Below are 23,109 nucleotides of genomic sequence, written 5' to 3' on the forward strand. Positions count from 1 at the left end.
CCGCGACTGGCAAATCCGGTTTCGACGCGGACATTCCCCTGCGCGGCCCACATATCGGGTGCGTCAGGGCATGTGCGGGTCGGGAGGGAACAACCGCGTCGCCAGCACTTCTGCACATAGCGGCAGGCACCACTTCCACCGGGTGGCGCACAGCTGACAAATTCGGTCCATGCCGGATCTTCCACCACTCCTGTTGTCCCGCGACCGTCTCCTGCACGGGCTGACCCCGAATGAACTCACCAAACGCGTGAAGGCCGGAACGCTGGTTCGCGTCCGGCACGGCGTCTATGTGAACGGGGTGGTGTGGCGGAATCTGAAACCGTGGGAGCAATACCGCCTTCGCGTCCAGGCGGCTGCTGAAACGTTCGAGAAACCCACAGTCTTCGCCCGGCGCTCTGCCGCCAGCGTGTGGGGAATACCCACCGTTGGCCTGCACCACCCGGTCCAGGTCCTCACGACGAAGAACGACGGCGGGCGGTCCCGTGCCGGCGTCAGCCGCCACTTTGCGACACCTGCGGGCATGAACGTAGTCAGGCGGGAGGGCCTGCTGGTCACCGACCGCATCCGCACCGTCCTGGACCTGGCGGCGTTCATTCCATTCGCCGAAGCCGTAGCGCCCATGGACCATGTGCTTCAGCCGGACCGTGCCCGGCGGCTGCCCGCCTTGACGAAGGCGGAACTGGAGGCCGGCATCGGATCGATCTATTCCGCTGCCGCGGGGCGGAGGATCCGGACGGTTATCGATTTTGCTGATCCTGCTTCCGGCTCGGCCGGGGAGTCGTTAAGCCGGGCACTGATCCACCTGGCCGGCTTCGAAGCCCCCGCACTCCAGCAGGAGATTTACGACGCCAGCGGCCTGGTGGGCTACGCAGACTTCCACTGGAAGCAGTCCAGGGTAGTTGGCGAGTTCGACGGCGAGACGAAGTACGTCAAACCCGAATACCTCAACGGCCGGACCCCGTCCCAGGCTGTTGTGGCCGAAAAGAACCGCGAAAACCGCATCCGCGCCACGGGAACGGGCGTGGTCCGCTGGGACTGGGCGGATCTCATGGCGGGGACGCTGGAACGTAAGTTGGCAGCGGCCGGTGTGTCCCGCCGTCGTACGCGCTCCGCCGTTATCGACGCGCAAATGCAACGGTGACGCGCAGATTCCCTCGCGCTACCGGTATTTCGGTCTCGTGAGGGAATATGCGCAGCGAAGGCCGCAGATTTTGGGGTACCGCGTTGCAGAAAGTTGGAAGGCTTGCGCCTCACCCAGGAGCCCCGAGTACACAGCCACCCGCTCGGCATGGAAGAAGGCACGAGGCTTCCTGCCGGAGGGGACTACACTGTCGGCCGCAGAAGGTCCAGGTCCTGTCCCATACATGGAAGAAAATCTCTGGACCTCAGCAGACACCCGGACCCCGGGCTTACGTCTGCAGGCGTGCTTAGACGCCGAACTCGTTGTCCGCGGTGTTGAGCAACCATCCGCCAAAGCGTGTGCCGTTCGGCTTGATGACCGGGTTACCCAGCGTGCTTCCGGCCTGCTCCAGGATGCCGATGCCCCAGGGGCTGGTCACCAGGATCTCCGCCCGCCCGTCCCCGTCGAAATCGGAAAGCGCACCGGGGCGGTTGTCAGCGGTGTTGAGCAGCCACCCGCCAAAGCGCGTGCCGTTCGGCTGAATCACCGGATTGCCCAGGGTGTTGCCCTGTTGCTCGAGGATGCCGATGCCCCACGGACTGGTCACCAGGATCTCCGCCCGCCCGTCCCCGTCAAGGTCGGCCACCGGGCCGAACTCGTTATCTGCCGTGTTCAGCAGCCACCCGCCGAAGCGGGTGCCGTTGGGCTTGATCACCGGGTTGGCCAGGGTGTTGCCCTGTTGCTCGAGGATGCCGATGCCCCAGGGGCTGGTCACCAGGATCTCCGCCTGCCTGTCGCCATCGAAGTCGGCCGCGGGACCGAACTTGTTGTCAGCGGTGTTGAGCAGCCATCCGCCAAAGCGGGTGCCGTTGGGCGCGATCACCGGATTGCTGAAGGTGTTGCCCTGTTGCTTCAGGATGCCGATCCCCCACGGGCTGGTCACCAGGATCTCCGCCCGCCCATCGCCGTCGAAATCCGCCACCGCAGCGATGTGATTGTCTCCGGTGTTGAGCAGCCACCCGCCAAAGCGGGTGCCGTTGGGCGCGATCACCGGATTGCTGAAGGTGTTGCCCTGTTGCTTCAGGATGCCGATCCCCCACGGGCTGGTCACCAGGATCTCCGCCCGCCCATCGCCGTCGAAATCCGCCACCGCAGCGATGTGATTGTCTCCGGTGTTCAGCAGCCACCCGCCAAAACGGGTCCCGTTCGGGGCGATCACCGGATTGCCCAAGGTGTTCCCTGCCTGTTCGAGGATGCCGATGCCCCACGGGCTGGTCACCAGGATCTCCGCCCGCCCGTCGCCGTCGAAATCCGCCACCGGCCCGATGAGGTTGTCCGCAGTGTTCAGCAGCCAGCCGCCAAAGCGGGTCCCATTCGGGGCGATCACCGGGTTGCTGAGGGTGTTGCCCTGTTGCTTCAGTATGCCGATGCCCCACGGGCTGGTCACCAGAACCTCCCCGCGGCGATCCCCGTCAAAGTCCCCTGCCCGGATACTCAGCCGTTTCATCCCCGTCAGAAGGTGTTTGGCGTCAGGCCGGTGGCCGATGCGCTGGGTGACGGGACGCGAGGGAGCTGCCTGTTGGGGCGATCCGAGCATCCTCAGCAGTGACCGGGCCCGGGCTGGCGTCAGGCGCAGCGGTCCCCGCCCGGTGGCGATGCCCTGCACAGCCGCCAGGGCGCCAAGCACAATGGGGGACGCGCTGGAGGTTCCGGCAAATCCGGCGGTGTACCGGCGCTGCGGATCGCCGCCCTGCAGGTCCCCATAGCCGGTGGTTACGACTTCCCGGCCCCAGCCCTGCGCGTCCACCCGGCTCCCGTAATTGGAATAATCCAGGCGCGACCGGTCCGGGCCCCAGGAACTGCCGTTGAAACCGGCCGGTGGTGCGCCCGCCCCCACCATGACAGCCCCGGACTGCGGGTTTGCCGTGTTGAACGGGTTGCGCCAGGTGGACGGGAACCCGCTCCGCGGGGTGTTGTAGACAGCATCATCAAGGTTCTGGAACCCGTTGCCGGCGGCCTCAATGACGATGATGCCGCGGTTGCTGGCTGCGCGGATGGCGGCAAACAGGTCCGGCCACCATTCCAGGGCGATCAGGCCCACATCCGAATTCGAATTGGTGTGGTTGGGTCCACCCAGTTGGCCTTCAAGGAGCAGGAAATCTCCCGGCCTCAGCCTGTTTGCGGCTTCGGTGATGGCGGTGGCCGCCGCCTGGGCAGTCCAGGACGACGCCGCCAGCCAGGCGTCGGCCGCAATACCAGTGACTCCCTTGGCATTCCGGTCTCCCCCGAGGATGCCAAAAACGGCGGTGCCATGGTCATTGGAGGCGTTGTTGGTCCCGCTGACAACGCCCCCGTTGTTGACGATCAGGTCCTCGTGGTCCAGCAGCCAGCCGTGCTCGCAGTCCACAATCCGCAGCCCGGCACCCCGGCCGCCTGCGATGGTCCAGGCAAACCGTGCGTCCACCCCGGCCGGCGGGGGATCCAGGTAGCCCTGGCGCGGAGTGAAGTCCGGGGTGGTGGGCGCCGGCTCCTCAGGCCTGGGAACCATCGTGTTCAGTGGAGCAGCCGTAGCCTGGATTGTCGGCAGCAGGATGGGCGGCCGCACGTACGCCCCTGCCACCCCGTCACTGCCCCGGAGTTCCTGCGCGATGGTCTCCAGCTCCTCGGCCGGGGCTTCGACGCGGAAGAAAGTCTGCAATTCCTCGTTGCTTTGCGTCCCCGGCACTGCCGGGCTGCCCTCGTCGATGCCCTCCGGGGTTTCCTCTGCCGGGTCCGACGGCGTCCGGCCGCTTTCAGCGAAAGCCTGCGGGAAGAGGGGGATTAGCGCAGCATGATGTGAACCCAATACATCCGACAGCGGCCCTGCCAGGGCGGAGAGCCCGGATTCAGGCACCGGCCCTGGTCCCTCTTCTGCGGCAGCTTCTGGGACAGCTTCGGCAAGCCGGCGCGCGTTCCCCGGCTCAAGCACGACGATGAGCTCCGGCTCGGAACGAGGAAGTTCCCCCTGGCCTTCGCTGCTAAGTGTGTTCACGGCGTTTCTCCTGTCCATACATCTGTTTCCCCTGGCACCCGGGCCATCGGGCCGGGTTCGGCGGCCACGCGCACGGGGCGGGAGGTCGCTTCCGCCTTTGCAGCGGAATCGTTCCAGGAACAGGCTGCCAAGGGGCGCGTTACTGCGCCGTTACTGGAAATTGAGGTCGCGGCTTATTACCTGAACCACCTCAGGAAATGTTCTTTTGCCTCACATTCTGGCCATCGTCATGGGCCTGGTGTTGTTCGTCCCCGCCGCCCTGGAGACTCCGTGGCTCGCGCACCTCGAACCCTAAAGTGTCTTCGCGAAGCTCATCGTGCGTGCACGCTCATAGGCCGGCGAGTATCCTGGCTATCGGCTGCCCGACCGGGCCGAGCCAGGCGATCAGGGTTTGGATGGGCCCCCCGAGACTTGCAAGTGCACCTGCCGCACCCGCGATTTCCGTAATTTTCCTAAGGGGGTCCACGACTTTCTCAGGCTCGGGATGTGTGCTGCTGACTTCCGCCTTTATGTCCTTGATGTGCCCCGATAGTGCCGCGAGCTGACTACTAGGGAGGCCTTCCCGCGTGCTGGTTCTCTACCTCGTATTGACCCTGTATGCGCACTTCGCGCGGCCGTGGACGCGGTTCCCCCTGAACGGGCAGGGCAGCCGTGGCTTCCACGTTTTCGATACTGGAATCGTGCTCCGCCGAAGGAGACAACATCACCTGACCGGAGGAGAACCCGCCCAGATGCGAGACGTCCGTTGACGGCCGTTCCGGAGCTGGAGCCAAGATCCTGAACGGACACACGTCCGTCAGGGTGCACTGCCAGTGCCGCGTGCACCCTGCTCACGGTCGGGTCTCACTGCCCACGGTGCAGGCCGCCAGTCTGTGGAGCATGCTGGGCCGCGCTCCGGGGCCACGGTAACGCAGGAATAACGCGGCGGGTGGTGCACTCGATGCACGAAGGCCTGCACCACAGCGCGCAGGCCTTCACGGCAACGCGGCCTTAGCCAGAACAAGGGAGATCTGCCATGGGCATTGATGCGAGGTTGAATGTCGACTTTCTGAAGCGGGCGTGGTGAGGGCAGGGGAAAGGGGCTATCCCATGGAACTGGGGAGCATCAAGTCCGGGGGGATCAGCACCGCTGCCAGGCCTGTTGAAGGGGGGACGGCCGGGACGAGCCCCGGGCACTTCGGTGGGGCCGCACTGGAACTTCGGCTCCTGGGCGACTTCCGGCTGCGACTTGGCGGGACAACCGTGGACTTGGCCCCGCGGGCTGAGCATTTGCTCGCCTTCCTGGCGTTACGGAACGACCTGAGGCGAACCGCAGTCTCCGGGCAGCTGTGGCCCGACCTGGACGATGTGCAGGCGCGGGGGTGCCTGCGGTCGACACTGTGGAGGCTGCCACGGCCCGACGGGCTCCCGCTGGTGGCAGCATCGGGTGACAGGCTGTACCTGGCTGCCTTTGTGCAGGTTGATATCCTCTGGCTGCGCGAACGCCTGGATCAGTGGTTGTCCGGTGAGGCGCCCCCCGTGGAGTTGGGCCCGCTCAGCTGGGATCTGCTGCCCACCTGGTACGACGACTGGCTGGTCCTGGACCGCGAACGTCAGCGTCAGATCCGGCTCCACGCCCTGGAACGAATGTCCGCCTGGTACGTGGGCGCAGAGCGGTTCGACAGTGCGATAGAGGCGGCGCTGCAGGCGATTGCTGGTGATCCGTTGCGGGAGAGCGCGCACCGCTGCCTCATTCGCGCCCATCTGGCCGAAGGAAATGTGAGCGAGGCCCGACGGCAGGTGAACAGCTACGTGGGACTCCTTGCCGACGCTGGAATCCCGACTCAGCTCTCCGAACGCATGCACGAACTCCTGTTGACCGCCGCCGGCTCAGCCAGCGCCCGCTGAAACCGTGAGCGCAATCCCAGCGGCGCCTGCAGGAAGGGGTCTGGTGTGCAGCCACATGCCGATGTAGCGATCATCGGCGGCGGGCCGGCCGGGCTGGCCGCCGCGCAGGTGCTCGGCAGGCAGCGCAGGCACGTGACTGTCGTCGACAATGGCCAACGGCGGAATGCTGCCGCTTCGAGCGTGCACATGCTGTTGGGACGGGAGGGTATGACGCCGGCGGGGCTGGTTCACGCGGGCCACCGGGAGCTTTCAAAATTCCCCACCGTTTCACTCCTGCTGGCGGAAGCTACCAGGGTCCTCGTGGAGGATTCGACGTTCGTGGTGTCGACAGCAGGGCACACATTCTCTGCGGACTACCTGATCCTTGCCACCGGAGTTGTGGATCAGCTCCCCCTGATCCCCGGCATTGACGCGGCCTACGGCACATGGCTGTTCCACTGCCCGTTGTGCGACGGCTACGAGGTCAGGGATCAACCGCTGGTGGTGCTCGGCGGCACAGAACAGGCAGCCTTCATGGCCGCCTACGTGCATGACCGCATCAGCCAGGATGTACAGCTCTGCTGCAACGGGGAGCAACGCCTATCCCCCGGGACACGAAGCAGGCTCCAACAAAACAACATCCGCATCATTGAAGACGAAGTCACCGGCATCCAGGCCGCCCGCAACAGCTTGGTCCTGAGCATGGGAAGTATCACAACACTGACCTACCGTGCAGGCTTCGTCGCTGCCAAATACTGCCAGCGATCCCAACTGGTCCACGAACTCGGATGCACATTGCGGGACGATGGCCGCGTGCGGGTGGATCATTTCCAGCGGACTTCCGTGCCCAACGTCTTTGCCGTGGGGGACATGGCCAAGGCGTCACCGGCGGGCGGGAACATGGCCTTCGTAGCCACTGCCATTGCCAGTGGCGTCACGGCGGCAGCATTCCTGGACGAGGACATCTTCGCGAGGAGTTGGGACAGCCAGGGAACCTCAGGGGAAAGCTGAACTGCTGCTACGCCAACAAGGGATCAGATATCGAACTCATTGTTCTTGGCGCCGGCCAGGAACGCACGCCATTCTTCCGCGGAGAACGCAATCCGGGGTCCTGGGTCCTGGGAATTGCGTACGAAAACCCTGCCCGCTTCAGGTAGCAGGGCAACCTCAAGGCAACAACTGTTGGCACAATAGGAAGAGCGTTCAAAGCTCAGTTCGTCATCCACTTCTACTCCCTTGAATGTTCGTGGCGCTTTAATTCGTGGGGGCCGCCTGTGCCGACCCAGGAGCGGCCCGGGTAGTTGCTACTGCTCCCCCGGGCCGTTGTGGAGGCTGCCCTGCAAAGGCGTGACGTCAGACGCTTACGGGAAGCACTTGCTTACGATCTGTTCGCCGCCGACATAGAGCTTGACACACACGCCGGTGGGAATGCCCCACTTGGTGCGGGTGCTCAAACAGGCGCGGACTGCGGTCCCGTTCCGGACATCGAACGGCACCGGGACGCATACCTGCCCGATCCCCAGTGGAAGCTTCAGGCAAACTCTCTGGTTGCCGGAAACGACGGAAATGCAAGAGGCGCGGAGTTCCAGCTCGCCGCCATCCACTGCGGAGAGATCGGCCGCCGCCCGCGCATCCCTTCCTTCAAACGGCTGCCTCGCCGCCTCAAGCGTTGCCGAGACTGCCTGCTCGTCGAACTCGGAGTACTCTTCGTTGGTTTCAGTCGTGGCATTTGTCATGGTTCTCCCCTTCGCGCGCCTTGTGCGGACCCGAATTGACCCGCTTATGGCATGGTGCCAAGGGCTCGTCACCGCAGCGTCACGTCCCAACCACGGTGGTCCGGGCGGCATCCGGCATCCACACCGGTGACGCGAACGTGATGCTGATGTGACGCGGACGCGGCAGACTTTTTTCTGATCACTCAGTCCTTGACCTGGGACGAGGCAGAGACCAGGAAACTACAGTGGTCAGGACCGGCCCGACCACTGAATGGAGGTGGCACATGATCCCGGACGATTATCACGCCCTTTATGACCGCGGGGTTCAAGTAGCACGCAGCGCCGAACGGCCGTCCGCGGAGTCCACCACCAGCGGACGGGACCAGTTGTCCGCTGACGTACCGGACCTGGTCATCGAGGAGGATGAAACCACCGGGCTCCCCAACCGGATCATCAGCCGGCAACCCAGCGGCCGCCTGTCTGCCCCCGGTCCTTCGGACCCGGGTGAAGCTGTGCGTCAGTTCGTCCAGGACAGGCGTGCCGTCTGGAACCTCGCGGAAGAGGACGCGGCGGCTGTGGAGGTACGGTCCGTCAGCCGCACAGGCCTTAAAACGGCGCAGCTGCTCCAAACTGTCGGCGGGGTTGAAGTATTCAATTCGGACGTGACGGTTGCGCTCGATGACGCGAACGGCGTGATCTCATTATCCGGGCAGTTCTTTCCGGGGGCGGCCGTCGCTGCCCGGCAGTCCCGCGCTGCGCGGGCAAGGACCCCGGAAGATGCGATCGCCCGGGCAGCCTTCGACCTGACCCGGGTGGTTTACCAGGCCGCTGATTTTGTGCGTGCTGAAACGCAGCCGGACAGCGGTCCGTACCTGCATTTTGAGTTCAGGGCCGGTGAGAACGACCCCCGGCCCCGGTTTGAGCGGCCGATCAGGCTGAAAGAGGTGATGTTTCCGCTGGGAAACCAGCAGTTCGCCGCCGGCCACTACGTTGAGCTGTGGATTGTCGGATTTCCAGCGTTCAGCTACGTCATCGATTCCGTGGAAACCCCATTCGTCCTGTTCCGCAAAAACCTGTCCAGCGAAAGTGCCTCCTTCACCTATCGCGTGCATAACACCGGAGACACGCTGTTCAGGCCCCATGACGGGCCGGCTCCAGGGACCCCACACCCCACTGGGAAACCGGACGGCTTCCAGGCAGACACGGTCGCGGAACGTCTGGTCACGCTGGAGAGCCTCCCGGGCCGGGACCCATGGCTTCCACCGGAGGCAACCACAACCCAGGGAAACAACTGCGTCGCCTACGCCGACCTGAAGGCGCCAACGGGACTGGACCACGGCGATATGTTGGGAAAGATTTCCGGACCCGGCACCTTCGACTACACCTACGACCACACCCGGGACGCCAGCGACCCGACAAACCTCCAGAACAGCCTTGTGGGCATGTTCTTCCACGTCAACTGGCTCCACGACCGCTGGTACGACGCCGGCTTCGACGAGGCGGCCGGGAACTCCCAGGCTGACAACTTTGGCCGCGGCGGCATCGGAGGCGATCCGATCCTGGCCGAAGGCCACGATTTCAGCGGCACAGACAACGCGAACATGTCCACCCCGGCAGACGGGGCAAGCCCCCGCATGCAGATGTACGAGTTCCTCGGCCCGCAACCGGACAAACCCACCCGCACCAGCAACCACGAGGCGCTGATCACGTTCCACGAGATGGGCCACTACATCACGAACCGGTTAGTGGGGAATGCCAATGGCCTGACCAACCAGCAAGGCCGCGCCATGGGCGAGGGCTGGGGTGACTTCTTCGCCATCTGCATGACGTCCCAACCCGACGATGACTTCACCGGCGGGATCTTCCCGGTGGGTGGCTGGACCGACTTCACCCCCACCTTCAACGACAACTACTACTACTCGATCCGGCGGTACCCCTACAGCGCGGACATCTCCAAGAGCCCGTTGACCTTCCGCCACATCAGCGCCGGACAATTGCTCCCGGCCGGTCCGCCCATCAGTCCGAACGCCGGCGGTTCGAACAGCGCTGTGCACAACGCCGGAGAGGTCTGGTGCGCAGCACTATGGGAGATCTTCGTGAACCTGGTGGCCAAGCACGGACACGAAGAAGCCGAACGGCGGATACTGCTGGACGTAGTGGGTGGCCTGAAGCTGACGCCGTCGCGGCCAACGTTCATCCACGCCCGCGACGGAATCATTTCGGCGGTAACCGCCCTCGACCCCGGGGACCTGCCCGAAGTCTGGGAAGGCTTCGGCAAACGCGGAATGGGAGTGGGGGCAGTTGCACCGGCTCAAAACTCCACCGACCTGACCGGTGTGGTGGAGAGCTTCGAGATACCGGACAATTAGCGGCCCACAGCCGCCACATTCCCTCCACCAGCCGATCACGGGGAGCGCCATGAAAGTACCAGTGCCGCCTTCAAGTTGCCGCCGAAGGTTGAACGGGCGGCCGCGCCCCGTACTGCTGCCGCGGCAGGAGCCAAGCCCGCGGCGCGAAGCCGGAATGGCGGCAACCGGGCTGGTGGATGAGGTATCCGCCGACACCTATCGGAAGGTCCTCGAAGACCTCACCGCCCACCCGACCCGGCATTCGTTCTCGACGACGTACCGCGAGGCGGCACGAACGGTCGCCGACCTGTTGACCGGGCTTGGCTACGCCACCCGCGAAGAGCCGGTCGCCGTCGGCAGCCGCGAGACGCTCAACATCGTCGCCGAAAAGCCCGGCACCGACCCCGACGACGAGCGGCGGCTGGTATACGTCGTCGCGCATCTCGACTCGGTCAACGAGGCCGGCGGCGTCAACGCACCGGCACCCGGGGCAGACGACAACGCCTCGGGCGCCGCCGGAGTCCTGGAAATCGCCCGCGTGCTGGCCGCCGTCACCGCCCGGCACGACCTGCGCCTGGTGGTGTTCGGCGGGGAGGAACAGGGGCTGCACGGAAGCCGCATCCACGTGGCCGGCCTGACGGAAGCTGACCGGTCAAGGATCACCATGGTGGTCAACATGGACATGATCGGCCGGCTCAACACCGCCACGCCCTCAGTCCTGCTGGAGGGTGCAGCGGTTTCCCAACACGTCATCGACGCCTTGGCACAAGCGGCCCAGGACACGTCGGACCTGCAAGTCTTCGTCTCGCTTGAGCCCTTCGCTTCGGACCATGTGTCCTTCATCGACGCCGGTCTTCCTGCCGTGCTGACCATCGAGGGCGAGGACCAACTGAACATCGACGAGCACACCCCCAGGGACACCCTCACCGGACTGGATGTTTCGCTGGCCATCAGCATCCTTCGGATGAACACTTCCGCGGTGGCGGGAATGCTCGGTGCGTCGGCCTGAACACCGCAGGGATTGCACCCCTATGGCCCGGAGACTGCTTCATCCCACCATTCGACTGAGAGGCAAGCACATGGAGGACCTTATTGGCCGGCTCAAGGCCGCCAACGCCCGGATCGAACGTCGGGACAGCGTGCTGGGCGAGGAAATGCTCGAACGCCGCGCAGCAACGGACGTAGCCCCGGAACCAGGCAGCCGTGTCCTCGAAGGAGCTGAGCCGGGTCCCGGACCGACGCTCGAGGTGGATGGACAAACGGTCGATCGGATCCAATTCGCGCAGGAGACCATCGTCCTGCGGACCGGGCGGCCCGTGCTCGCCGTCGTCGACGATGAAGCGCAACTCGTCTTCTCCGATCCGGAAAGCAGCGTGTGGGAGTCACGCCTCCGGGACGCTTCTCCGCGCCTGGTGCGCGCAGCGCGGGCGGTGGGACGCATCGAGGTCGAGGGACATTCCCTGGCCTGGCTCGGCACAGGCTGGCTGGTGGGCCCGGATGTTGTGGTCACGAACCGCCACGTGGCGGCCGAGTTCGGGCGCCACGACGGCACAACATTCGTGTTCAAGCAGGGAATTGGCGGCAGCAGGATGCAGGCATCAATCGACTTCCTGGAAGAAATCGGAAGCACCAGCGAACGGACGTTCCGGCTGAACCGCATCCTGCACATCGAGGATGCAAACGGACCCGACCTGGCCTTCGTGCGCGTCACCCCCACCAGTGCGCACTCCCTTGCAACGCCGATAGGCCTTTCCACCCATTCCGACGACGACGGGATGGTGGCAGTGATCGGCTACCCGGCCCGGGACAGCCGTATTCCGGACCAGCAGCTGATGGCCGAAATCTTCGGGAACGTCTACGACAAGAAGCGGCTCGCTCCGGGACAGCTGATCGGGTCGGATTCGACGTCGGTCCGCCATGACTGCTCGACGCTGGGCGGCAATTCCGGATCTGTGGTGCTGTCCCTCACGACGGGCGAGGCTGTGGGTTTGCATTTCGCGGGCCGTTTCCTTCGAAGCAACTTTGCAGTACCCAGCACCATTGTGGCGGAGCGGCTCGACGAGGTCCTGAACGGCAGGAGCCGGCCGGCTCCTGCCCATCAGACGGTTCCGGACCGCCCCACGCCGGCACTACAGCAGGCGTCCGTGACTCCCCCGGCGGCCACATTCTCGTTCGTGGTTCCCCTGCGGGTGACGGTGGAAGCCGGAACCCCATACCCCGACGATGGCAACGGCCACCGCGGCCGGGCTACCGACGGGTCATCAACAGCGGCCGATACCAGTGATGAAGTATTCACGGAAGGCGTTCCGGCCGACTACCGGGACCGGCTGGGCTACGAGGAAACTTTCCTCGGCGCTACCGTACCCCTGCCCTCGGTCACCAGCCGGGGCGATGACGTCCTCACGTTCACCGTCGACGGAAAAACCGACGACGTGCTGCGGTACGAACATTTCGCCGTCATGATGAGCAGGAGCCGCCGGCTGTGCCTGTTCAGTGCCGTGAACATCGACGGGCTGCACTCCATCTCGATGCCCCGCGTGGGGTGGCGCACGGATCCGCGCGTCCCCATCGGCGCGCAGATCCACAAGGAGTGCTACGGCGCCGAGCCGAAGTTCTCGAGGGGCCACATGACCCGGCGCGAAGACCCGGTGTGGGGTCCCCTGGAGTCGGCGTCGACGGCGAATGCGGACTCCATGCACGTCACCAACGCTGTCCCCCAGATGCAGCCCTTCAACGGCGGGATCTGGCTCGAACTCGAAAACTACGCGCTCCAGAACGCCCGCAAGGACGACATGAGGATTTCCGTCTTCACCGGCCCGTTCCTCACAAGCGAGGATCCGATCCGGTTCGGGGTCAAGATCCCCACCGAGTTCTGGAAGGTCATCGCCTTCATCCACGACGAGACCGGGCAATTGTGTGCCACCGGCTACACAATGTCCCAACAGGATTTCCTGCGGGAAGAGGAGTTTGTGTTCGGCAAGCACAAGACTGCCCAGCGGTCCATTGCCTCGATCGAACAGCGCACTGGCCTCTCGTTTGGACCGCTTGCCGCACTCGACCCCATCGAGGACGTTGAAGGCGTGGTTTCCGAACTGACCGACGTCCGGCAGATCCGGTTCATCGGACGCTAACGGCGTCAGAACCAGGGTGGAACCTTGCCTGGAAGAGCCATGAGGTCCGTAACGCCGGAGTAACGCCCGCTATCTACAGTCTTTGCATGATGTGTGGATGCCCCGTCGCAGGGACCGGCCGCGTTCCTGCCTGGGAAAGTGGAGGTGGGGCGCATGAACCCGGACACAACGGTTGAGCGGGTTGCCTGGCACGCGGCCGACGCTCTGCGGCTGGACCTTCTGAACCGCGCCTCCGGCCACTCCGCTGACGCCGGGGACAGTGCATCCGCGGCCATCTCATACCTCCGCGCGATGATCGAGGACGCAGCAAAGGAGCAGGGCTTACTTGCCACACCATGGGCGGAACTGCAGCGAACGCCCGCTGATGATCGAGCTCTTGACGCGTTCTCGCATGCGCTCGAGGAGGTGTTGCGGCAGGATCATGCCCTGGCGCAGCGCCTCGAAAACTGGATCGGGCAGAATGCCCCGCCCAGCCGCGCTGAATACGGCAGCGACGAGGGCGAAGTCCTGGAAGGGATGCCGGGTGGTGAAGAAGCCGCGCCGCCGCCGTCGAACCCGGTGCAGGCGTGGCTGAACGCCGAACTTGAGGATGCTGACCCCTCCCAACCCCTGGCTATCGGCGACACCTACACCCTCGCGTTCAGCCTCGACCAGGCGGCTAAACATACGTTCATTGCTGATGGGGCGCCCTTCAAGTTCCTGTTTCCCCCGGAAACTGACGAGGTCATCCTCACTGTGCAACTGGACAGCGAAAATTTTGACGTCCTCGAGCGAAGCCGCCCCCTGCGCTTCCGCCGGCCGGGCGTCGCCCAGGGCAAGGCCAGATTCGACATCATTCCGCGCAGGAACGGGCGGCACCAGCTGGTGGCGACCGTACATCACGCAGGAAACTTCCTGCAGCAGCTGACTGTGACCATCGATGTAGGGGTCGCTGCTGACCATCCCCTGGAGACGTCCTCGCTCGGCCGGCCCATTGCAGATGCCGCCGTGCTCCAGCCACGCGACATCGGTCTCGCCATCGAACCGGCGCCTGGGGGAGGTTACAACTGCACCGCGTGGGGAGCGACGGCGGCCCGCGTACACCTTCCGATCCAGGAGCAGGAGCTTGCATCGGCCATCGACCAGGTGCGCCGTACGCTCCTGGACGTCGTGGGCAAGCAAAAATTCCGGACCCAGCTCGACATCCCTCCGGAGGACCGCGAGGCTGCCTTGCGGCTCCTCGCCAGGGAAGGATTCCGCCTCTATCAAAAAATCTTCTACCACCCCGCCGGTGGTGCGGACGCCCGGCGCCTCGGGGACTGGCTGCGCCAACAGACCACCGGCACGGACGAGGTGCTGAAGATCCAGCTCGTGACCCGCAACTTTCCGGTGCCCTGGGGACTTCTTTATATCGACGACGGGTGGAAGGCCGACGCCATCGACTGGCAGCGGTTCCTGGGGATGAGTCACGTCATCGAGCAGATTCCGCTTCAAACGACCTTGTCGACGCTCAACGGTGTCATCGACAGCGGGTCGGCAGGGCTGTCCGTCAGTGTGAACTTCAACGAGAGCATCGACAAGCAGATGCACGCTGATTTCGTAGCCCGCCAGGTGTCCTACTGGGGAACCGCCGTCGACTTTGAACCACCTGTCAACGTGGTCAGCCGCACCAAACGCGAGGAGCTGGTCAATGCACTAAAAGACGGCGCGACGCCGGACCAGATTCTCTACATCTACTGCCATGCGGTCGCGGCCGGGCTAGTCGCCGACGGGCCTGACGCTTCGTACATGGTGCTCTCCGGCGATGAACGCGTCACACTCGGGGACCTGAACCTGGAAGCACCCACAAGCGTGCAGCTGGTGGGCAACCCGCTGGTGTTCATCAATGCCTGCGAATCCGCGGAACTGTCACCTCTGTTCTACGACGGGTTCGTGCCGTATTTCATGGCCAAGGGTGCTCGCGGCGTCATTGGAACCGAATGCAAGACTCCTGCCCTGTTCGCCGCGGAATGGGCCAGGACCTTCTTTGACCGGTTCCTGGACGGTGGCTCCCTCGGCCAGGTTTTCCTCGGCATGAGGCGCGAATTCTTTGAGCAGCACGGCAATCCGCTCGGTCTCATCTACGGTGTGCACTGCGACGGCGACACACGGGTGCAGCCCGCCATGAGCCGCACCAGCACCTAATTTCCTCTTCGAACTATTCCCCAGCCCCAGAAAGGACACCCCATGGCAATCAGGCGCATCCCTGACAGGACCGACCTGTCCTACCACCTTATTCACTACGACAAGCACGGTTCTGAAATCCTGCAAAGCGGAGACACGCTGGACAGCGACGCCGTACGCACCGAGCTGGCGTCCGCGGGGGCTGGTATCACCGACGTCTTCCTGCTGAGCCACGGCTGGAACTCCGATGCCATGGGCGCCATGGCCCAGTATGACGCGTGGGTGGCGATGAGCAGGGACTGCCGTCCTGCCTCAATAGCACGCCCCTTTCGAGCCCTGATCATCGGGTTGCACTGGCCGAGCAAAGCATGGGGCAACAACACGCTCACTGCTTCCGGACATAACGGATTACTGGGCGGGGAAACGGCAGCACCACCGGATGCGATTACCGTGGACGATGCCGTGGACAGATACGCCAACATCCTGACCGATACGCCGGAAACGCGGGTGGCCCTGCGCACTATTTTTGAAGCCGCCGCAGCTGATCACAGGGACGACGCGCATCTGGCCGACGAGGTCCAGGCCGCGTACTTCACGCTCCGGCGTGAGCTGCAACTCGGTGAAGTTCCGGATGAGGACCACGCGCCCGCCGGTGCGTGGGATGCGGAGAAGGTTTTTCAGCAAGCGCTTGAAGACACCGACAGCGCGTCGGGCCTTCTCGGCGACGACTTTTCATCCGACCGGATAAAGGACGCCATCCTCGCTCCTTTCCGGCAACTCTCGTTTTGGACAATGAAAGCCCGCGCCCTGACGTTCGGCGAGAACGGTGCGGCGCAGCTGCTTCGCGAACTGCAGCGCACGGCGGACGAGAGCGTGCGCTTCCACCTCATGGGCCACAGTTTCGGTTGCATCGTGGTCAGCGCAGCGGTGGCAGGCAAGGACGGAGCCGGTGCAGTCCGCCCGGTGGATTCGCTGTTCCTGGTACAGGGTGCCTTGTCCCTCTGGGCCTATGCGCGGGCCGTGCCTGACGAGGTACAGCCCGGACATTTCCACCGGATCGTGCGCGAGGAACTGGTGAGTGGCCCCATTGTCACAACCCGGTCCACCTTCGACTACGCAGTGGGGCGTTTCTATCCTATGGGCGCTGGAATTGCCGGGCAGGTCCTCCTCGGGGACCTCCCCCGCTACGGCGGCCTGGGGGCCTTTGGCATCCAGGGCGTGAAAGACGCCAACAACGCCGGGATCGGCGACGAAAACACCGATTACCGGCTGAAGCCCGGAGGAATCTACAACATCGACGCGTCGTCCGTGATCAGCAGGATCAGCGGTCCGGGCGGCGCACACAGCGACATTACGCACCCGGCCATGGCAGCCTTGGCCTGGCAAGCCGCCCTGGCCCGGAACTGAGTGCCCGGAACTGAGTGCTGTGTTCCCCGGACGAAGCCGAGCTGGCCCGGGGAGCACAGCTACCCCGCGCTCCTGCCCTCCAGTTCGGCCAGGAGCCGGTAATGCGCGTCGTCCCAGCGGTTGAAGGCCCGCACCAGGGAGCCAAGGCGGCGCGGCTGCGGGTGCGCTTGCTGCGCTGAGTCCAGGAATTGCCGCATGATGCGTGAACGGTCCACGTATTCCACGAGGGTGACGAGCGTTTTCCGGGAAGTGGGTTCGGACAGCAGCGGAAGCGCATCCGGGCGCAGGTCCAGCACCGGAACCGGCAGCAGTGCCGCCGCGACATCCCCCAGCGTCTTCAACCACTCGTCGCCCGGCGCCACAGACTGCAGCACGTGCCGGATCGCCGGACGCAACTCCGGGTTGTCACCACGGAGGGCAGGTATTGCGTCACGGACCGAAATGTCGTCCAGGGACGCCGGCGACCCGAACCGGTTCTTCGCGATCCGCGCGGCCAGGGTACCGAGTACGTCGTGCGACTGCACACCGGACGTGTTTCCCCGGCGTTCGGACTTTGCGCGGGAAGCGAGGTCTTCAAGTTCACGGGCCACCCGGTCAAAACCCGAGTTCACAGTGAGCGAGCTGAATGCCTCCATCACCCGCGGATCGGGCACCAGCAGGCCGGCCAGGTCGGGGAAGACCGGGGTTTTACCGCCGCGCCAGGGAAGCGGGGCACCGGTGAGAAGGTGGACGATGAACTGCCGGAGCTGGTCGACAGGAAAGGCCAGCGACGGGATGTCCTTCCGACGCGACATCGCGGGCGGCCGAACCCCGTGCACGCCCCGGCCTGCCTGTGCCCTGCCCAGGGCGACCATGAAGGCACGGAGGAAGCCGCCGTCGTCGTCCGTTGATCCGTCGTCTGCGGGCAGGAGCAGCCTTGCCCGCGCGGACTCATCCCCAGCGACCATCAGGTTCACGAAGTCGTGGCGGCCTGCCGGGGCGATGTCCCACATGTTTGCCGTGGCAGCGTAATCATCCCACCGGGCGCTGTCGCAGAACGCTTGGGCAAGCCAACCTGGCCGGGCTGCAGAACCCGGCCTTTGCCTTTGCAGGTAGAGCTCAATGGCAGCGCCCGGCTCATCGAGCTCAACAAGGGACGCTCCGGTCAGCTCCACATGGCGTTCCCATAGGAAATCCGGGAGCAACTCCGCCAGCTCGGGCGTCAGCCGTTCATCGCGGAGCAGGCGCAGCTGCGCTTCAACGGCCGGAGACATTTCAGCCACGCTCTCACCGAGCGCCCATGCGAAGCGTGCGTGATGATCCTGCTCAGCCGATGGATAACCGCGCAATGACCAGTCTCCAACGATCGGCGGCTCCCCGGTGCTCAGCATCATCCGGTGGTAGAACGCCTCTACGGTTCCCGTGCTTGGCTGCTCCATGAGGTCCGGGTGCGGGTTGTACCAGAGTGCGGCGCGCTCATGGATGCTCCTGATCTGTTCCCGCATCTTCGGATCGCGTGACATCATGGCGAGCATCGGCCGCCGCACTTCCGGCTGATGCTTCAGGCTGCCGTCGTCGGAACGCCGGACCAGCCATACCTCGTCTGCCAGCCGGTCAACAAGCCGCTCGGATTGCTCCTCACTCATGCTCTTGAACCCGCAGGGCCCGGCCAGCACTTCCTTGACGATCTGTGGGGTAACGCGCCGGATCAGCAGCCCTGGATGGGCGAGCCGCTTGACGTCCTCGTCGCCGATGTGGTGCAGGAACCGGTCGTAAAGCACGGCCCGCCGAAGCACTTCATCAAGTGCCGGATCGAGCCTGCCGCCGCCCAGGAAGGACTCACGCCCGCCCGCCTTCAGCCTGCGCACGAACCGCGCCGCAACATGCAGGCTGAGCGGGTTGCCGCCCACCATGGCTTCGAGCCGGGGTGCCGCATCCTCTGCGACGCCGAGCCGCACCAGGAGGTCCCTGGCTGATGGAGCGTCGAGATCGCTCAGCTCGATGTCCGCACCGGGCACAGAGCCGAACTGCGCACGGCCGGATACGATGACGCGAAGTCCTTCAAGGCCCATGTTGTAGCGCAGGCCCTGCAGCCATTCAGTCATCACATACTCGGGATTGTTCCAGCTGTCCCGGGGGCCGGCGAAGGGACGGGTGCGCTGCCACTCCTCCAACGTGTCCAGGATCAGTGTCACCGGCTCAGAGCCGCGGTCCGACCCGCTCAGGACTTCCCTGATCCTCCACTCGAACGAGGAACCGCTGCGGGAGGAGGTCTCGGCGTCGGGGCTCGCACCGGCGGCGAATTCCCGGCGCTCCAGACGCAGTTCTGTCTCCGCGGCCCTCGCCTCGGCCATCTTCTTGGCAAGCTCCGGCCAGGCGACCTCAAGTTGCCGGCTCACCTCATAGCTCAGCTCCGTCTCGGCATGCGGGCGGAAGGCCAACCGATCGAGGTCGATGACGACGACGCCTGAGGTCCCGGCCCCGGAGAGGAGCGCTGTGAGGCGTGGGCGGAGGATATCGGCCAGCAGCGTTGACTTCCCGACGCCGCCGATTCCGGTCAGCGTGAGGATCGGGACGTTCCAGTCCCCGGTTTTGCGGGGGGCGTCCATGAACGCCTCCACTTGCGCTTTTGCCTGCTCCCGCCCCACCAGGCCGTGCTTGAGGAGGCCGGCGTAGCTGTTGAGGATCGTTTCGGTGTGAGCCCGGCTGGTTGCCCTTTCCAGGTCTGCGCCAAAGTCCCCGAAGTCGGCTGCCCACAGCAGCACCTGGGCGAGGTCGGCATTCGACACGCCAGCCGTCACTTCCTGTGGGAGCTGCCCGCCGTGCCAACGATCCGGCGTTCGCTCGAGCAGGCGCCGCAGGAGCCGCCCGGCCGGGTCAGTCTCGATCCTGGTGGCCTGGTGGAGGACGTCGGCGAGTTCAGTGCGGTGATCGCGCAGCCGACGCAGCACTGCGGACCGCGGCTGCAGGCGGAGTGTCCACGTCATGTGGCCCGCCACCACGGAGCGATCAAATTCGTCCGCAATTTTCCCCAGGAGTTTGGCCCCGTCCGACGGGTCCTGATCCGCGATCAGCGCACCGGGCCGCACCGCTCCGCTCACCGCCGCGACCGCCCGGACCCGGTCGGCGTCGGAAGATCCCACCCTCTGCGGCGTCTGCGGCTGCACATCCAGGGCCAGGCTCGCCGCGAAGGCCGCGATTTCCGCGGGTGGCCGCGCCGACCACGCCTCTACGAACGCCCGCAAGGCCGGATCTGCCGGCATCGGTTGTCCCTGGGGTCCGATGCCGCTGTGGTTCTCCCTCATCTGGAATCACTTCCGGGTACGTCGAGCAATGCACGGAGGAGGGCGCCGGCATCACCGCTGGCTACTGCCGCCCGGGCATGCTCGGCGAGCTCGTAGGGACCCGCCGCCGGAAAGGATTGCCGGGCTTCGGCGAGCTTGTGCTCGATGAGCGAACGCAGTGATGCCAACATGTCCGGTGACGCTGTTGCCGGCAGGAGCGTTCGGGCAATGTCATCAGCCGATGGCTCATCCAGATACTCGGCGCTGGCCTCGAAGCCGCTTGGCAGTGACTCCTGCCACCCGACGAGGACGAGCCGGACCCCGGGCATCCGTGGCAGGTCCTGGATCAGCTGCCGTACCAGGTCAATCACAGCTGCGGACGGGCGGGAGGCTGCCCTGTTGAATCCTTCGAGGACCAGCCAAACCCCTCCGTGCTTCGCGATCGCCGCCAGCGTCTGCGCGAGGGCGGGGGCCGTCTGGTTCCTCACCTCACGCTGCTGGGTCGTGAGTCCGCTGGTGGCACGGACCCTGGTCTTGGCTGCGAAGGCACCTGCGATCTTGCCCGCGAAGGTCACGGCGTCGTCGCTCTGGCAGTTGGCGACATCGATTGATGCGTAGGCTCCTCCGATCTTCGTAACGAGCGCGTGTACGAGGTACTTGGTGAAGCGCAGCCCCAGGCCCGGTTGCCCGAAGACGGCAACGAGCCGCTCCGCCGGGGTGGCGAGCGGGGACCCGCTGCGCCAGATCCGCACCTGGGTCTCATGCCGGCCGATGACGTGGCGGGTTACAGTGCTGCCGTTCTCGTCCGTTGCCTGCACCGTCATCACGGCCGGTGGCGTGTCGGGGAGTTCCAATGCGGTGAGCATTGGTGCCCAGCGGAGGATCGGCACGGCCCGGTTGCACGCCTTGTCCTCGGCGCCTTGCCCGGGAGGCATCCCCCCTTGATGCAGCCCGATCACCCGGAATTGGGCGTCGAACATCGGCGCACCTGAAGAACCTCCTGCTGTGTTGGCTGAGTGGAGGAGCCGCAGGGGCGGTTTGCCGAGCCTGCGGTCCACCCGGCCGGTGGACCACAGCAGGGGCAGGCTCTTGCCTGTGCCGTCGTCGGGATGGTGCAGTACGTGCACCTGGAAGGGGCGGACCGGGAGCCGCTGGCTCGGTGCCATGGGACGAACCGTTTTCGCTTCCGCAAGCCGCAGGATAGCAAGGTCCCAGGGCCCCAGTTGCGGGTCGATGCCCTCGATGCTGTCCAGGACGAAACCTGTACCGGCGGTCTCGTGCGAGGTGGGAGGGCTGTAGAAGGCGAGCCAGTCCGTGGCCAGTGGCGCAACCGTGCCAGGGAGACGGATCGGCGGCTGCTGGCCGTCCAGCAGGTCGGCCACATCCCCGAACGTCACCGTAATCTGCCTCGTCGAGTCGGACGTCGCCGCCGCGACACCGTGCTCGTCGATTTCAACCAAATCCTGTACAACATGACCGGCGGTGGCGATCAGGGTGGGTGCCACGAGGATGCCGCTTCCGTGTGTATCATCCACGTCGATGCGGCAAACGAGGTCGGACGCCAGGAGCATCCGCCGTGCGGCCACCCTCGCGTCCACCGGAGTGAACACGCTGGAGGAGAACGCCTGGAGCGAGGCGAGCCGGTCGAAGAGCCCGCGCTCGATATCGACCGGGCCTCGATGCGCACCGCTTTTTGTCAGGCCCGCCTTGACGAGCGCCGCTTGGAAGGCCAGCGCCTTCCCCCTGCCCGCTGCGTTGACGAATGCGCTCGCAACGTAGTCGGCGGGGTCTTCGTAATCGGCATTGAGGATACCCAGCTGGTCAAGGACCGCTCTGATGCGTGGGATGTCGGGCTCGACCGACCGCGACAATTTGAGGACGTCTTCAGGCCACGATGCCGGCATGCTGATCACTGTCCCGGGAGGACTGCGGCGAGTTCTGATGTGGCCCCTTCGAGCCCGTGGGCCCAATTGACCCGGCCCGGCAATCCGGCGAAGTGGAGTCCCAGAACGAGCCGTCCTTCTGCCTCGAGGTCGACGACGAGGGACCCGGAGCTGCCGCCCAGGGTGCTGGAGTCGTGTCCGATGATCCAACGCCTCGGATCGTTTTCCACTTCGCCGCGGCCCTGCGACAACAAGCCAGGGGTCAGTCGCTTAACGCCCTTGACACCGGCGAACAAACTCCCGAACACGTCGGGCGTGGTGGATGCCGGGTTGCCTGGGAACCCCACGACATAGATGCTCCGCCCCCGCGAGGCCAGCGCACCGTGAGTCGCAGGATCGTCGCCCCGCGCGACCTCAACGGGCGTCGGGAATGACTGTCCGCTTACCTCACCCAGCTCGAGCACCGCCAGGTCCAGGCCGTCGAAGTTGATTCCCGGCAGGGTGGGGTGCGTGTGCTCCGGTGCGCCCGGAGGACCCACTGCCAGCACACGGCGGACGGGGAACCGCCGGTCCGGAGGCCCACCGCCCACCTCGGCCCCGAAGTCCACCGCGATGCCCGGCTTCAGCGCGCCCGTGAACACGCCGTTAGCCCGGAATGCATTGGTGGTGACCGCCTCCAGGACATGGTAATTGGTGACGACGACGCCTTCGCCGATCGCCCACGCAGTGCCTTGGTATCCAAGAAGGGAGCCAGGGTCGTTCACCCTGCCGGCGGCCTGGCAAGCGATCCTGACTTCATCCTCCACCCTGGACAGGGCCGCCGCGAAGTTGGCGGCGGCAGGCGCGCGCACATCGATAAAGTCGTCCTCCACAAAGAGCACCGGCCGGGACCCGTCACTGTGCACCACAGCCTCGAGTCCTGCCAAGTCCCGGCGGTCGAGCCTGGCTTCCGCACCATGGTGGGCTACTTCCTGCAGCCCATGCTCCGCTCCGTCGATGAGGCGGGCCAGGATTTCCGGATCTGCGTGTTCCCCGAGCCGGTCCTCCAGGTAGTGGATATCGTTGATCAGCTCCCCCACAAGCAGGTCCTCGTCCAGACCGCCTTTATCGCCATTCCCACCGGCTCTTTCGAGCACGCCGGCGCCCGGTCTGGAAAGCAGCTGTTCGTACTCGGATCCGGCAGACATGATGCACCGCCATTGA

At 65.2% G+C, this 23,109-nt stretch carries 15 protein-coding genes; 8 read left to right on the forward strand and 7 right to left on the reverse strand.

Translation table 11 applies throughout. The features are described from left to right. Positions 1-169 precede the first annotated feature (169 nt). Positions 170-1,141, forward strand: coding sequence for a hypothetical protein (locus NXY83_RS15685; protein ID WP_258803122.1), 972 nt, complete (start codon positions 170-172; stop codon positions 1,139-1,141). Positions 1,142-1,427: 286 nt separating this feature from the next. Here NXY83_RS15685 and NXY83_RS15690 read toward each other — a convergent pair whose 3' ends face one another. Both NXY83_RS15690 and NXY83_RS21105 read right to left on the reverse strand, forming a co-directional pair. After that, complete coding sequence (locus NXY83_RS15690) at positions 1,428-4,151, reverse strand: FG-GAP-like repeat-containing protein (RefSeq protein WP_258803123.1); 2,724 nt, start codon at positions 4,149-4,151, stop codon at positions 1,428-1,430. 507 nt (positions 4,152-4,658) lie between these two features. Further along, positions 4,659-4,985: an FHA domain-containing protein gene (locus NXY83_RS21105; RefSeq protein WP_397427383.1), complete on the reverse strand. Its 327-nt coding sequence runs from the start codon at positions 4,983-4,985 to the stop codon at positions 4,659-4,661. A 255-nt stretch (positions 4,986-5,240) separates the two neighbouring features. Here NXY83_RS21105 and NXY83_RS15695 point away from each other — a divergent pair, with 255 nt between their 5' ends. Together NXY83_RS15695 and NXY83_RS15700 are read left to right on the forward strand one after the other, a co-directional pair. Beyond that, positions 5,241-6,038, forward strand: a complete 798-nt coding sequence (locus NXY83_RS15695; RefSeq protein ID WP_258803124.1) for an AfsR/SARP family transcriptional regulator — start codon at positions 5,241-5,243, stop codon at positions 6,036-6,038. A 45-nt stretch (positions 6,039-6,083) separates the two neighbouring features. Further along, the gene (locus tag NXY83_RS15700; RefSeq protein ID WP_258803125.1) at positions 6,084-7,028 is read left to right on the forward strand and encodes an NAD(P)/FAD-dependent oxidoreductase; all 945 of its coding nucleotides are present in this window, start codon (positions 6,084-6,086) and stop codon (positions 7,026-7,028) included. A 23-nt stretch (positions 7,029-7,051) separates the two neighbouring features. On the opposite strand, the gene NXY83_RS15705 is transcribed toward NXY83_RS15700, so the two are convergent. Together NXY83_RS15705 and NXY83_RS15710 are read right to left on the reverse strand one after the other, a co-directional pair. Then, positions 7,052-7,243 (reverse strand): DUF397 domain-containing protein, encoded by a 192-nt coding sequence (locus tag NXY83_RS15705; RefSeq protein ID WP_258803126.1) that lies wholly within the window; start codon positions 7,241-7,243, stop codon positions 7,052-7,054. 135 nt (positions 7,244-7,378) lie between these two features. Then, positions 7,379-7,753: a hypothetical protein gene (locus NXY83_RS15710; RefSeq protein ID WP_258803127.1), complete on the reverse strand. Its 375-nt coding sequence runs from the start codon at positions 7,751-7,753 to the stop codon at positions 7,379-7,381. Between the two features lie 263 nt (positions 7,754-8,016). On the opposite strand from NXY83_RS15710, the gene NXY83_RS15715 reads away from it, so the two are divergent. The 5 genes from NXY83_RS15715 to NXY83_RS15735 all read left to right on the forward strand — a co-directional run bounded on the left by NXY83_RS15715 (position 8,017) and on the right by NXY83_RS15735 (position 16,760). Next, on the forward strand, positions 8,017-10,101 hold the full coding sequence (locus NXY83_RS15715) for a M36 family metallopeptidase (RefSeq protein ID WP_258803128.1): 2,085 nt from the start codon (positions 8,017-8,019) through the stop codon (positions 10,099-10,101). Positions 10,102-10,255: 154 nt separating this feature from the next. After that, positions 10,256-11,089 carry a M28 family metallopeptidase gene (locus NXY83_RS15720; protein ID WP_258803129.1) on the forward strand — a complete coding sequence of 278 codons (834 nt, stop codon included), beginning with the start codon at positions 10,256-10,258 and terminating at the stop codon, positions 11,087-11,089. Between the two features lie 70 nt (positions 11,090-11,159). Next, positions 11,160-13,211 carry a DNA/RNA non-specific endonuclease gene (locus NXY83_RS15725; RefSeq protein ID WP_258803130.1) on the forward strand — a complete coding sequence of 684 codons (2,052 nt, stop codon included), beginning with the start codon at positions 11,160-11,162 and terminating at the stop codon, positions 13,209-13,211. Positions 13,212-13,364: 153 nt separating this feature from the next. Then, on the forward strand, positions 13,365-15,374 hold the full coding sequence (locus tag NXY83_RS15730) for a CHAT domain-containing protein (protein ID WP_258803131.1): 2,010 nt from the start codon (positions 13,365-13,367) through the stop codon (positions 15,372-15,374). Positions 15,375-15,416: 42 nt separating this feature from the next. Beyond that, positions 15,417-16,760 (forward strand): hypothetical protein, encoded by a 1,344-nt coding sequence (locus NXY83_RS15735; RefSeq protein ID WP_258803132.1) that lies wholly within the window; start codon positions 15,417-15,419, stop codon positions 16,758-16,760. 59 nt (positions 16,761-16,819) lie between these two features. On the opposite strand, the gene NXY83_RS15740 is transcribed toward NXY83_RS15735, so the two are convergent. The 3 genes from NXY83_RS15740 to NXY83_RS15750 are packed head-to-tail and all read right to left on the reverse strand — an operon-like array spanning position 16,820 to position 23,093. Then, positions 16,820-20,002, reverse strand: coding sequence for an ATP-binding protein (locus NXY83_RS15740; RefSeq protein ID WP_258803133.1), 3,183 nt, complete (start codon positions 20,000-20,002; stop codon positions 16,820-16,822). A gap of 38 nt (positions 20,003-20,040) precedes the next feature. Then, positions 20,041-21,927, reverse strand: a complete 1,887-nt coding sequence (locus NXY83_RS15745; RefSeq protein ID WP_258803134.1) for a trypsin-like serine peptidase — start codon at positions 21,925-21,927, stop codon at positions 20,041-20,043. 5 nt (positions 21,928-21,932) lie between these two features. Next, on the reverse strand, positions 21,933-23,093 hold the full coding sequence (locus NXY83_RS15750) for a trypsin-like peptidase domain-containing protein (protein WP_258803135.1): 1,161 nt from the start codon (positions 23,091-23,093) through the stop codon (positions 21,933-21,935). Positions 23,094-23,109: the final 16 nt, after the last annotated feature.

This window comes from Pseudarthrobacter sp. NS4, assembly GCF_024758005.1.
In the GTDB taxonomy this organism is placed as follows: Bacteria; Actinomycetota; Actinomycetes; order Actinomycetales; family Micrococcaceae; genus Arthrobacter.

Coding starts and splice junctions, on each gene's coding strand:
- NXY83_RS15685 (WP_258803122.1), top strand. CDS start 170: ATGCCGGATCTTCCACCACTCCTGTTGTCCCGCGACCGTCTCCTGCAC.
- NXY83_RS15695 (WP_258803124.1), top strand. CDS start 5,241: ATGGAACTGGGGAGCATCAAGTCCGGGGGGATCAGCACCGCTGCCAGG.
- NXY83_RS15710 (WP_258803127.1), bottom strand. CDS start 7,753: ATGACAAATGCCACGACTGAAACCAACGAAGAGTACTCCGAGTTCGAC.
- NXY83_RS15715 (WP_258803128.1), top strand. CDS start 8,017: ATGATCCCGGACGATTATCACGCCCTTTATGACCGCGGGGTTCAAGTA.
- NXY83_RS15720 (WP_258803129.1), top strand. CDS start 10,256: ATGGCGGCAACCGGGCTGGTGGATGAGGTATCCGCCGACACCTATCGG.
- NXY83_RS15725 (WP_258803130.1), top strand. CDS start 11,160: ATGGAGGACCTTATTGGCCGGCTCAAGGCCGCCAACGCCCGGATCGAA.
- NXY83_RS15730 (WP_258803131.1), top strand. CDS start 13,365: ATGAACCCGGACACAACGGTTGAGCGGGTTGCCTGGCACGCGGCCGAC.
- NXY83_RS15735 (WP_258803132.1), top strand. CDS start 15,417: ATGGCAATCAGGCGCATCCCTGACAGGACCGACCTGTCCTACCACCTT.
- NXY83_RS15740 (WP_258803133.1), bottom strand. CDS start 20,002: ATGCCGGCAGATCCGGCCTTGCGGGCGTTCGTAGAGGCGTGGTCGGCG.
- NXY83_RS15745 (WP_258803134.1), bottom strand. CDS start 21,927: ATGCCGGCATCGTGGCCTGAAGACGTCCTCAAATTGTCGCGGTCGGTC.
- NXY83_RS15750 (WP_258803135.1), bottom strand. CDS start 23,093: ATGTCTGCCGGATCCGAGTACGAACAGCTGCTTTCCAGACCGGGCGCC.